General features: G+C 41.0%; 10 protein-coding genes. 1 reads left to right on the top strand and 9 read right to left on the bottom strand.

The window, feature by feature from the left end:
- Positions 1 to 8: 8 nt before the first annotated feature.
- The 4 genes from M2369_RS12405 to M2369_RS12420 form a co-directional block, all read right to left on the bottom strand.
- On the bottom strand, positions 9 to 410 hold the full coding sequence (locus M2369_RS12405; RefSeq protein ID WP_017367349.1) for a MerR family transcriptional regulator: 402 nt from the start codon (positions 408 to 410) through the stop codon (positions 9 to 11).
- A 236-nt stretch (positions 411 to 646) separates the two neighbouring features.
- On the bottom strand, positions 647 to 2,113 hold the full coding sequence (locus M2369_RS12410; protein ID WP_259254431.1) for a glycoside hydrolase family 1 protein: 1,467 nt from the start codon (positions 2,111 to 2,113) through the stop codon (positions 647 to 649).
- 23 nt (positions 2,114 to 2,136) lie between these two features.
- The gene (locus tag M2369_RS12415; protein WP_259254432.1) at positions 2,137 to 4,029 is read right to left on the bottom strand and encodes a beta-glucoside-specific PTS transporter subunit IIABC; all 1,893 of its coding nucleotides are present in this window, start codon (positions 4,027 to 4,029) and stop codon (positions 2,137 to 2,139) included.
- Positions 4,030 to 4,147: 118 nt separating this feature from the next.
- Positions 4,148 to 4,990: a PRD domain-containing protein gene (locus M2369_RS12420; RefSeq protein ID WP_144680422.1), complete on the bottom strand. Its 843-nt coding sequence runs from the start codon at positions 4,988 to 4,990 to the stop codon at positions 4,148 to 4,150.
- 375 nt (positions 4,991 to 5,365) lie between these two features.
- Here M2369_RS12420 and M2369_RS12425 point away from each other — a divergent pair, with 375 nt between their 5' ends.
- Positions 5,366 to 5,674, top strand: coding sequence for a magnetosome magnetite crystal formation protein family (locus tag M2369_RS12425; RefSeq protein ID WP_007499277.1), 309 nt, complete (start codon positions 5,366 to 5,368; stop codon positions 5,672 to 5,674).
- Positions 5,675 to 5,727: 53 nt separating this feature from the next.
- On the opposite strand, the gene M2369_RS12430 is transcribed toward M2369_RS12425, so the two are convergent.
- The 5 genes from M2369_RS12430 to M2369_RS12450 all read right to left on the bottom strand — a co-directional run bounded on the left by M2369_RS12430 (position 5,728) and on the right by M2369_RS12450 (position 12,509).
- On the bottom strand, positions 5,728 to 7,131 hold the full coding sequence (locus M2369_RS12430; protein WP_045034791.1) for a HAMP domain-containing sensor histidine kinase: 1,404 nt from the start codon (positions 7,129 to 7,131) through the stop codon (positions 5,728 to 5,730).
- A gap of 2 nt (positions 7,132 to 7,133) precedes the next feature.
- On the bottom strand, positions 7,134 to 7,841 hold the full coding sequence (locus M2369_RS12435) for a response regulator transcription factor (protein ID WP_008343743.1): 708 nt from the start codon (positions 7,839 to 7,841) through the stop codon (positions 7,134 to 7,136).
- A 131-nt stretch (positions 7,842 to 7,972) separates the two neighbouring features.
- A complete protein-coding gene (xynC, locus tag M2369_RS12440; protein WP_100325062.1) occupies positions 7,973 to 9,238 on the bottom strand; it encodes a glucuronoarabinoxylan endo-1,4-beta-xylanase XynC in 1,266 nt (421 codons plus the stop codon).
- A gap of 41 nt (positions 9,239 to 9,279) precedes the next feature.
- Positions 9,280 to 10,824, bottom strand: coding sequence for a glycoside hydrolase family 43 protein (locus tag M2369_RS12445; RefSeq protein WP_056408605.1), 1,545 nt, complete (start codon positions 10,822 to 10,824; stop codon positions 9,280 to 9,282).
- Between the two features lie 224 nt (positions 10,825 to 11,048).
- A complete protein-coding gene (locus M2369_RS12450) occupies positions 11,049 to 12,509 on the bottom strand; it encodes a CoA-acylating methylmalonate-semialdehyde dehydrogenase (RefSeq protein WP_259254437.1) in 1,461 nt (486 codons plus the stop codon).
- Positions 12,510 to 12,752: the final 243 nt, after the last annotated feature.

Genomic DNA, 12,752 nt, shown 5'->3' on the forward strand with positions numbered 1-12,752 from the left:
CAATAGGTTTATTGATCATCCTGCTTCGGAACACGAAATGATTCCAGGTAGACTTGTACTTTTTTTTCAGGGGTTTTTAATAAGTTAGATAAAAGGTCTTGAATGAGACGAAGGCTTTTAATTTTCTTTTCAATTTCTTCATGTTTAAGATGGACAATTTGTCTTAGGGTATCAAGGTCTATGTCTTGACTTAGCATGTCCATAATTTCAGCTATTTCCTTTAATGAATAACCGAGCGTTTTCGCATCTTTGATCAATTGAATTTTCACAACATAGTCGTCTGTATAGAATCTGTAACCGTTTGAACGTCGTCTTGGAGCAGGTAATATGTTGTGCTCTTCATAGTAACGAATTGCGGCAGGACTCACTCCTGTTTTTTTGGCAAGTTCTCCTCTAGTCATCAACTCCATCGTTACTCCTTTTTTATTATTTTGTTTTACTATATGTACATTATAAAGGTTGAACTACACTTCAAGGTCAAGGTGAAACATTTTTCGGCTAACTTTTATTATCAAATGATTGTAGCAAAGAGATCTCTAGTGCTTGCTATGACATCATTAAGGTTACTTTTCGGTAAACAAATAAAACACCATCGCACCCGGCCAATTAAGGCGGATGCAATGGTGTCATCATTATTCCATCTGGATTATGATAAATCTTCCCCATTTGTTTCAATCACTTTTTTGTACCAGTAGAAGGAATCTTTTTTGTAACGATTTAATGAACCATTCCCTCTGTCGTCCTGATCTACATAGATCAAACCATAGCGCTTACTCATTTGAGATGTTCCGCAGCTAATTAAGTCAATACAACCCCATGGTGTATACCCCATTAAGTCGACACCTTCTTTGACTGCTTCTTTCATCTGTTCAATATGTTGTTTTAAATAATCAATTCGATAATCGTCGTGAATTTCTCCGTCTGGTGTCAATGTATCTCTTGCGCCAAGTCCGTTTTCACAAACAAATAAAGGTTTTTGGTATCTGTCATACAGTTTAATTAATGAAATGCGCAGACCCATAGGATCAATTGGCCAATCCCATTGTGATAACTCCAAATGCTCATTTTTGATTGGACTATCAAATGTACCCGCTAGCTCAGCTGCATCTTCTCGCGCTTCTGCTACGTGCGACATATAGTAGCTGATCGCCACAAAATCAACAATGCCCTCTTTCAAAATTTGTTCATCCTGCTCTTCGATATCCAGCTTTATGTCGTTATCAGCAAAATATTTCACCATGTATGTTGGATATTCACCTCTAGCTTGAACATCCGGATAGAACATATTCAATTGGTTCGATTTTACCGCTTGCAGCTGGTCCTCTGGTTTCGTTGTTTTTGCATAGGCTTCTATTTGGTTAATCATACAGCCAATTTGTGCATGTGGAATGATTTCTTTTGCAGCCTTCACTGTGAGAGCGCTGGCGATAAATTGGTGATGTGATGCTTGATACGCAGCCTGTAATTTATGGTCTACTAGGTCCTCTAAAATTCCAGCACCGGTGTAAAGGCTGTTGAGGTTCATATTCATTTCATTGAATGTAATCCAATACTTCACTTTATTTTTATATCTTTCTAAAATGGCACGGGCATATTTTTCAAACAACGGGACAAGCTCTCTACTCATCCAGCCATTATATTTCTCTGTTAAAGTAATCGGCATTTCGTAATGAGACATCGTGACTAGCGGTTCAATTCCATATTTCGCACACTCATCAAATACGTTATCGTAAAAAGCCAATCCTTCTTCGTTCGGCTTGTCTTCTAAACCAGTTGGAAAGATTCTTGCCCATGAAATAGACAAGCGAAACACTTTAAAGCCCATCTCTGCAAATAGTGCAATATCCTCTTCATATCGATGGTAAAAATCGATTCCGCGTCTTTTCGGGAAATCAAATTCATCGGGTTGTTCCTTGTATCTTGTTAATTCAGCTGAACTCACATCGAAAGTAAAGTTGTTCACTTTTCCTTTTTCATAAGGATCTTTATATGCAGCAAAGTCTGACGTCGACAGGCCCTTGCCACCTTCTAAGTATGCGCCTTCTAATTGATTGGCAGCAGTTGCGCCACCCCATAAAAAATCATCTGAAAATCCTTTTTTTACATTCTTCATTTCAATCATCCCTTCTCTTTATATTAGTGAATAAGCATTAAGAGCTTATTTTGACCTGCGGTGACATGAGCGTCACCTGTATGAATCACATCAAGGTATTGCGTTGAATTTGTGACGATAATAGGTGTCACTACATCTAAATGGTTTGATTGAATTCCTTCTATATCAAACGATAATAAATGATCCCCCATCTTCATCTCATCGCCCTCTTTTACGAGTACATCAAAGAATTGGCCATTTAGGCTGACGGTATCAATCCCCACGTGGATCAATAATTCAATCCCATCATCTGAAACGAGTCCGATGGCATGTTTAGTAGGTGTAACAGTCACTACTTTTCCTGAGAACGGTGCTTGTACCACCCCCTTATCAGGCAAAATTGCGACTCCCTTCCCCATCATTTCACTTGAGAACACGGAATCATTCACTTCAGATAAAGGAATGATCTTTCCACTCATAGGTGCTTGAACTTCATAAGGGGTTGTTTGCTTAGATATTTGTTGATTCTCTGTACTCTCAGTGTGATTTGGCTTTTCTGCTGTTTGCTCGTTAGCGGCCGTGACAGACTCCTGAAATCCAAGGAGAATGGTGATGAGAAGTGACACGATGAAGCTAAGGGCGATTCCAATCAGAGCCAGCTGAAAATTATTTGTCCCTTTCATAATGTAAGTTGGCAGTGAAGTAATGCCTGGGATCGAAAAGGCTGTCGTTTTAACTGAAAATAAACCGTAAAAACATCCACCGACTGCGCCGCCAATTAATGAAGCATAAAAAGGTTTTTTTAGTCTAAGTGTGACTCCATAAATGGCTGGTTCTGTGATCCCGAAGAAACTAGGAAGCAATGTTGAAAGCGCTAAAGACCTTGTTTCTACCCGCTTGGTGCGGATGATGACACCTAACACAGCGCCTGCTTGTGCCATATTCGCAATGAAATTCATCGGAAGCAGCATGATATCGTAACCCACTTTTTCAAAGCTGGCTAACGTGCTTGGGAAGAATGCGTAATGCATTCCAGTTAACACAATGAGTGGCATCAAGCCTCCCATTAATAAACCGGCAATCGGACCAGCGAAATTGAACAAAGAAGTGAAAAAGATTTCTAAATATTGCCCAGAAACGTTCCCAATAGGAGCGATAAAAGCCAGTGTAAGAGGAGCTGTGATCATCAGGCTCAGTACCGGTGTAAATACGATACTTAAGGATTTGGGGATCACTTTTGTTATCCACTTATCGACAAAACTTAGTAATAGCACACCTAAAATAATAGGTAATACAGAAGATGTGTAATTATTTAGTGGAATACTTAACCCTAAAAAACTTAACGGGTCTGCTCCTTTTGCTGCACCTTCGAGCATCGTTGGATATAGTAAAATTCCTGCTAATGCGAGTGCGAGAGATTCTCGCGTTTTAAATTTCTTCGCTGCCGAATAAGCAATGAGGAAAGGTAAAAAGTAAAAGACAGCATTTGAAAAAATTTGAAGTACTTGATAGGTAGAGCTTGTCTCCGCCAGCCAGCCTAAGCTAACGAACAGTGCCATGATCCCTTTGATCAATCCACTACCAACAATCGCTGGCAAAATAGGTGTGAAAATCCCGCTGATCACATCGAATACGACTTCAATTGGATTCATCTTTGACGTGTTTTTAACAGGAGCCGAATTATTGCTGCTATGACCTGCCAGATGATCGATTTCCTCATAAACCTCTGCTACCTTTGCTCCAATAATGACTTGGAACTGTCCACTTTGGAATTGAGCACCTAAAACACCATCTAATGTTTTCAGCTCATCTACTTTTACCTGACTTTCATCGTTGAGATTAAATCTTAGCCGTGTGATACAATGCCAACTTTGAGATATATTTTCGGTTCCACCAATTAATTTCACAATTTTTCCAGCCAATTCTTTGTTTTTCATGCCTTCACCCCTTCATTTTCACAAAAAAAACCTAAACAAAATCCACCATAGAAAAGATCATTCTTTCTCATGGAGATTTGTTTAGGTTAATGCTTTTTCATAACACGCCTAAATGAAATTATTTATTTTTTTGGTGTTCCTTTGTGATTCTCTCAATATGGATGACTAAAAAAACAAGTTCGTCTTCTGTCACATTCCAATTGAATTCTCGTTTTAACATTTCTTTGATGATCAATCCGCAGGCATAACTCTTCATATAACGATCCTGTATTAATTCTTTTAACGAATCATCCATCTGCTGCGGTGGTTGATTGGTTTCCTGCCTGACAATAAAATATCTCAAGTGGGTAATAAACCTCGAATAATTAATGGATGATTTATCCAATATCATCTCGAAAATATTTTGAATAATTTTGACGATTTCTTTCGTAAGGTGAGTCATCTTAATGGTGTCTCCCATAGACTGACCATCTATTTGAGCGTTTACAAAATGCAGGGCAATGAGTGAAGCTTCAGTATCTTCAAAAGAAATGCCCATCATCTTTTGAATAATTGTCAGTGCTTTTTTCCCGACTTGATATTCTTGAAAATAGAGATGTGGAATTTCCCACACAATGGGGTTTTCATACGCCATTTTTTCTTCGTGTCTTTGAATAGCGAAAGTGAGATGATCGGATAGCGAAAAGAGCACGCTGGAACCTAACTTCTTATTCAACATCTCTTCGCCTACGCGAATGATTTTTTCAGTTAATAGAAGGATATCAGTTGGGATAGCGGCAAGTTGAGATTCTAATGGAGACGTCTGATCAGAATAAAATGTCTTACTGACAGCGCTCTCATCAAGGGTATCACCTTTCTTCTTTTTAAAACCTATTCCTGTTCCAAACACAACGACTTCATTTTGAGCCTCTGTTAGAGCTAATACAATATTATTATTTAAAACTTTAACGACGGTGAACATCCTCATCCCACCTTACCTAAAATGCTAAAAAAAGCATAAAAAAACACCAAAATCTCAGCAAACAACGTACAAATGTACAATCTGTTTACCTGACTTGGTGGTGCCTGATCATATCAGTAACACTCCTGCATCGGTTACGACTTTATTTTATACAGAGGGAATGACCAAAGTCAACTATTTTTTCAGAAAAAATAGATTGAAATACCTATAATGATTTTACCTTGCATTGATCATTCTACAGTTTAACAAATTTAAGGTTGCTGTAAGGTTCGGATTAATACGAGTTAAGGTTGAGATTGTACAATGGGTTTGTAAGGAATTGAGGGATGAGTCAAATGGTCTCCTCTTCTAAATCAATCATAGAGGTGAAAAGTTTTGAGAGAAAATAAAATTTTGTCTTCATTATGTTACTTCAGTATCTTTTTTGCACCATTTCTATTTCCGATTATCGTTTATTTCTTAGGAAAAGACGAAGTGAAATACCATGCGAAAAAATCACTATGGACACATATTATTCCTTATTTGATTTTCGGTCTTGGTATTGCCGGTTCAGGTTTACTTGGCATGAACGATATCAGTCATGCTGGTCCGTTCTTAATTGCAACGTATGCTGTGACATTCCTTGTGGCGATCTACTTCTTCATTTGGAACATTGTGAAAGGCATTAAAGTGTTTTCAGAATAAGAGTTAGAAAAAACGGTTCTGTGATTGAGCAGAACCGTTTTTTGTATGTCCGTTTAAGCGGGTAATTGGATATCAATCGTTGTTCCTTCTCCTATCATACTTTGTATTGTAATATCTCCCCCGTGTTTTTGGATGATATCTTTTGCAATCGCCATTCCAAGACCTGAGCCTGCATGTGTCCCTCCTGTATTCGTCCCTCTATAGTAGCGGTCAAACACTTTTTCTAGCTCTGCCTCTTCAATTCCTTTGCCGTTGTCTTGAATGGTGATGTGGGTATGTTCTTTTTGTTCAAGCTGTACAATGATTTTCACATCAGCATCATTGTGAACAAGGGCATTTAAAATAAGATTGGTGACCGCTCTTCGTATGAGGATCGTATCAATATTCAGCATAAGCTTGTCTACATTCGTTTGCAGCTCAATGGTCTGATCTGCATATCTCGAATCGTTGAGGATATCAATTAGCGTTTCACGCAGCAATGGCACAATGTTCACCAGCTCTTTATGCAGCATCACGTCGTTATTTTTCAGCCTTGTTGTTAAATTGAGATCCTCCATCACATCTTTGATGTACAGTGATTTATTCTCAATGATGTCAGCGTAATGTCTGATATCTTGTTCTGAAAGAGGATAATTTGGATCTTTCATGATTTCTGCATAGCCTTGAATAGAGGATAATGGTGTTTTAATATCATGAGAAATATGACTGATCCACTCTTCCCGCATTTGCTCTAATTTGTCTTTTTCTTTTTGGCTTGAAGCGAGCTGCTCGGATAAGTGATTGACATTATAGAACACATCTTTATATATTCCCTTAGTTGGCAGATTCGTCGTATAATCTCCGTTTGCGAGCCGCTGAATGCCGTAAATGGCACGGCCGAGCGGTTTGATGAGTTGCCGGCTGAATAAGTATCCAATGAATAAGGCAATGATGGCATCAATCGATAATAAAATCATCGTCCCGATATTGAATTGCGATATTAATTCTTTCGTATCAAAAGAAAATAAATATTTTCCGATGGAAGGGTCCTTAAATCCGATGAAGTAGCTGTATTCCTTACCCTTTGCATTTTTTCCTCCAGCATAGATCGTCGACATTAATTGCTCATCTTTATATTTATGTAAGTTTACAATTTCTATAGGTGTGTATTTGCTCTTTATGCCTTTAGGTGCTAGTGCATGATAGACGTCTTGTCCATTTTCGTCTAATATTTGGATCCACGCATTTTGTTGTTTTAAGGCTTGCTGTCCTTCTTTACTCACAGTGATATTTTGATCAGACAAGATGATGTATTGTTCAAATGTTCTTGTGAAGGTTTCCGGCGTATTTTCTTCGTTTTGCTGACTGCTTGCTTGTAGTACAAGCCATATCATGAATCCAAATAAGTTAATAAAGACCGTGATAATGGTCACGATAATGACAGAGACCATGTATCTGCCTGTTAATCGCCATTTCATCTTTACGCATCCTTTACAACAAATTTATAGCCAAGCCCTTTGACCGTCACGAGAAATTCTGGTGTAGATGGGGAATGTTCTATTTTTTCCCGCAGTCTTCGTATATGAACCATTACCGTATTATCAGAACCGAAGAAATCCTCTCCCCAAACCGTTTGATAAAGCGTTTCTTTACTGATTACGCGATTCGGATGCTGCAAGAAATAAGTCATCAACATAAGTTCTTTCGGAGTGAGCTCAATTGCCGCTCCGTTTTTCGTCAGTTCGGCTTGCTGCTCGTTTAACTCAAATGGGCCTTTTTTGATCACGGGCTCCGCTTGAGAAGGCTGTAAGTATGATGACCGTCTTAGCTGGGCTTTTACCCGGTAAGCGACTTCTTTTGGACTGAACGGTTTTGTAATGTAATCATCGCCGCCAATGGCAAGTCCTACAATTTTGTCTGATTCCTCTCCCTTTGCTGATAAAAAGATAATCGGAACATGCGAGACATCTCTGATTTGTTTGCAAATATCGTAGCCTTCTCCGTCTGGTAGCATAATATCCAGTATGACGAGATCTGGTTGTTCTTGATGAAATTGCGTGAGCCCATCACGGGCAGTTGAAGCTGTTAACACCTGGTCAATGCCTTCTCTTGTTAATACGGTATGGATTAATTCTAAAATTTCTTTTTCGTCATCTATAATCAATACTTTGCTTTGAACCTTTGGCATGATGATCACTCTCCTGAAGTCATTGTTATTATTATACCCAAAGTGTTGACGTCGTGAAAAATCAACTTACTATTTACACAGAAAAAAGCCAATTTTCTTTTTTAATGAGAAAATTGGCTTTTCGTGTTTCTTTAGCGTTTGACTACAAATGTTGTCACACTTTGAGCAGGGAGATGAGCCCAAAATTGATTTCCTGATATGTTTAAGTCAGTTCCAGGTTGAAGGTTGCTGCTGCCGCTCGTCACCCATCTAGACGCCTGAGAAACGGAGCCATTTTGCACGACGAAGTGTTGATTGACCCCTGCATTGTTTTTATTAATCGCCACAATGACGACCTGATTGTTTCCTTTATAGGCTGAGACGAAAACATTCGGTTCAGGGCTTTTCGTTGCATCAATTCTGACGTACCCTGGACGCACAAACTTGGAGAAATGCGCCATGTTGTATCCGCGTTTGCTAATCATTCCATCTTCTTTCATAGGACCGTATGATCTCCGGATGTACCACCACACATACGCCTGAAAGTCCCCTTCCACCATTGAATGGTGAATATGCTCTGATACCCCTAATGCCTCAGGCCAGCGGTCCGCTGAATTGTTATCACTATTCGGATAGTAGACCTCTGTCATCCATAGCTCTTTCCCTGCCCCTTTTTGTTTGAAAAGAGGGTACGGAAGCTGGCTAATTTGGGTTCCGTATAGATGAGCGCCGAGAATGTCCATATTTCTAAGCGCCTGCGGATCGTTTAAGATAGGATCAGAGATATTCTTAAGGTATTGAAAGGATTCTGGTGCAATCACACGTGCATTAATGGAGCCGGCATTTTCTCTCATGAATCGCAGGATTTCCTGAGGTGTCCACCATGTCCATTCATGTGCATAATCAGGCTCGTTTTGTACAGAAATCGCATAAAGATTGACTCCGTTGTTTTTCATGTAAGTGACAAAATCATTCAGATGCTGAGCATATGCTGCGTATTGATTGTATTTAAGCCGCTTGGCAGGCGATCCATTCCGGTTGAATGTTTCAACCATACTGCTTGGAGGATTCCAAGGGGAAGCAATGACTAGAGCTCCATGCTCGATCGCTCGTTTGGCCGTCGCGACTTCTCTGCTCCAATTGTTTCTGTTTTCGTCTACATAAATTCTAAGAATGGAAAACCCTAACTGATTTTGTCCATTGCCAAAGGCGGTTTCCCTTTGTGGTGCTGTCAAATCATCAATCCAAGCTGGATGGTTCATTCCGCCAAAACCACGAATCACTTGTCTTTCTGCGTTGAGGTTAATGTTTGCGTCAGCTGCTGATACTTCAGCTACTCCGGGCCCTATGAACATGACAGACAGCATGGTGAAACACACCAATAAAGCAAGCATTGGTTTTTTTATACATGACATCAAATTTCCCACTCCTCTATCAAACATTTAAGCACCTTTATTCGCTACCTTTGAGTAAACTGCCAAGAATCAAATTGGAATAGATTTCCCCCGCCTGTTCCGGTAAAGACAAAAAATACGTTGTGCACTCCGGATGCGCCGTTAATCGATGTTTCTATTTCCCGCCAGTTTTGTGTTCCACCGGTGGAAGGGACATTCAGTGTACCGACCAGTCTGCCGTTCGCGCTGCCAAGGCGTACTTCTATTTTCCCGCCTACTGTCGATGCGACATTGGCTTTAAATGTTCTAGCGCCATTTGAACCAAAGTCTACATTCCCTAAAGCGACCCAATCGCCATTTTGAATATTGGTGACATGCTGGTTATTCACTGGTCCTCCGGGTGCTGACGAGGCTTCTGTCAAAATGCGTCCATTCCAAGCGAATGTTTCAGCTTCAACACGTTGATATGGATTCAGATTAGATAGCTGTTTCACTCCTTCATAATTGGCTGCTACTTCTCGAAGGGAGCCATCTGCATTATGCACAAGCTTGTTAATATGTGGAGAGCGATAGCCTTTGCCGCTTCCGTATAATGCAGAGCTAACGGTTTGCGTATGATACACCACATACCACTCATTTTTAAAATTGAACACCGCATGATGGTTGTTACCGCCGCCACCAAAAAAAGCACCCGGATTTTTCAGAAAGTGTCCTTTATACGTGAAGGGTCCCATCGGACTTGAGCTCGTCATATAGCCGATTTCACCAGGTGGTTTATCAGCAGGATGTGAGCCGCCAAAATTGATGCAATAGGAATAGTAATAGGTTCCGTTATACTTATGCATCCCTGAGTCTTCAAACATAAAAGGAGCATCAATGGTGGATGCGCTACTGGCCACACTTGTCATATCAGCACCTAGCTTCAAGACTCTTGCTGTTTTAGGATTTGCCCATTGTCCCTGCGTTGGATTGGAACCACCTGGAACGCCTCCGCCGGCATATAGATAACCAGTACCGTCATCATCTACAAATACGGCCGGATCAAAAAGCCATACAACTCCGGACATGCCAGGTGTACTTGGCGTAACGAGTGGTTTTCCAATCGGATCAGTCCATGGGCCGATCGGGCTGTCTGCTGTAAGGACACCTATCCCTCCGCCGCTGTTAGCGAAATAAAGGAAAAATTTATCCTTTCCGTTGATCTTCTTTACCGCTGCTGATGGGGCCCATGATGCGCCTGCCCATTTGGCAATGCCTCTGCCGCCGTTTGCCCCATTTGCCCCCGCAACTGGAATCGCTCCGTGATCGGTCCAGTTGACCATATCCGCCGAAGAGATGACGAATACTCTATTCAGATTTGCAAATGAATTGTCCTTAATCGTTCCGTTGCTTTGATATTCATAGTCATCACTCGACATATAAAGGTACACTCTTCCGTTATAGGTAAGCGCAAACGGATCTGCTCCTAAGTGATGGTCAATGAGCGGGTTTGCATTTCCTACTTGCTTGGCAATAGGAGTGCTTGCCGCATTCGCTTCATATACCGGCAAACAACTCAGTACCAAAGTGAAAATCAATAAACAAACGCTGCACTTCATCCTCGTCCTCATCGTGTCATTTCCTCCTGTTTTCATCTTCCTGATATTGGGGTTTAGGCCCAATTTCAAATTATGTTGATGTTTCGTGATGAAGAATGAATACAAAGAATGATTTCTCCCTGTGAAACCCTGTAAAGAGTGCGATGAAAACCCTTACTTTTTAACTAGAAGACAACAAAAAAATGCAGTCTCCATTTTGGAGCTGCATTCTTTCTCAATGTTCAATAAATGTACTTCTACATATACCGAGCGGTCACCATTTTCTTTCTCGTGTAAAACTCTACTCCGTCTGTTCCATTGGCGTGCAAGTCTCCGTAGAAGGAATCTTTCCAGCCGGAAAATGGGAAGAAAGCCATTGGAGCAGGAACACCAATGTTAATGCCTAACATGCCGGCTTCGATGTTTTCACGAAATTCTCTTATGCTTGAAGCGCTGTCTGTGTATAGGCAGGCCCCGTTTGCGAATTTTGATTGATTGGACAGATCGATTGCTTCTGCGAGTGATGAGACACGGACAATGGATAAGACTGGGGCAAAAATCTCGTCCTGCCAGATTTTCATTTGATTTGTGACATGATCAAAGATCGTTGGTCCGACAAAATACCCTTCTCCATTTGTTTCGTTATCTTGTCTGCCATCACGAATCAGGCTTGCGCCTTCTTCAATTCCTGATTGGATATATTGAAGAGTTCGTTCTTTATGCTCTTTCCGAATGACTGGTCCGAGAAAGACATCTTCATTTATTCCGTTTCCTATGACAAGCTGGTTGGATTCATCGACCAATTTTTGAATCAAGTTGTCCGCCACGTCTTCTTCCACTGCGACAACGGCTGCTGCCATGCAGCGTTCACCTGCTGATCCAAAAGCAGCGCCAATGATTTGTTTTGTGGCTGATTCTAAATCAGCATCTTTCAAGACGATGGAGTGATTTTTTGCACCGGCAAGTGCTTGGACACGTTTACCTTGTGATGTCCCTTTTTTATAGACGTATTCTGCGACTGGCTGAGAGCCGACAAACGAAATGGCTTTTACCTTTTCGTGTTCAAGCAGACCGTTTACTACATCGTGAGCGCCATTGACAATGTTGAGCACACCTTTTGGAAGTCCCGCTTCTTCAAATAGTTCTGCTAACCGTGCAGCAAGGATTGGCGTTCGTTCTGAAGGCTTTAAAACAAATGTATTTCCGCAGGCGATGGCAAGCGGGAACATCCAGCATGGGACCATCATCGGAAAGTTAAACGGGGTAATGCCGCCGATGACGCCAATTGGGTAGCGGTACATGCCAGACTCTAGACCAGTCGCAATATCAGGCAGTTGTTTCCCCATCATTAAGGTTGGTGCACCAGCGGCAAATTCCACACATTCAATTCCTCGCTGCACCTCTCCTTTTGCTTCTGTTACACTTTTTCCGTTTTCCAGCGTGACGAGTTCAGCCAACTCATCCCATTTCTCAACGAGTAACTGTTGGTATTTAAATAAAATACGTGCCCGCCGGGGAACAGCTGTTTTAGACCAAGTGGTGAACGCTTCTTGTGCTGCTTGGACTGCATGTTCTACATCCGTTTTTGTTGAAAGCGGTACTTCTGCGATGACTTCGCCAGTAGCTGGATTATAAACAGCTTCCGTTTGGTTCGTTTCGGCGTCCACCCATTGTCCGCCAATATAATTTTTCAACGTTTGTACATCTGTTTTGGTCATGTTCCCTCTCTCCTCTTTGTTTGGATTGTGATGCAATCGTGTGTTGATTTATCGTCATTGTCTCATCTAAGGGGTCTTCATCTGTATACACTCTTTGTCAAATGAAACCACAGCTTTGCTTTACGTTCTGATAAAACATGTGAAGTCTAAACCTTCTAGCTCTTTTGGTTCCGAAGATCTGTCCCCCTTTTAGGTCGTTTTGTCTGTGTGTCATGAGCATGTTAACTAATTGATGATGTATTT

It is taken from the genome of Bacillus sp. JUb11 (assembly GCF_024807925.1).
GTDB classification, from domain to species: domain Bacteria; phylum Bacillota; class Bacilli; order Bacillales; family Bacillaceae; genus Bacillus; species Bacillus altitudinis.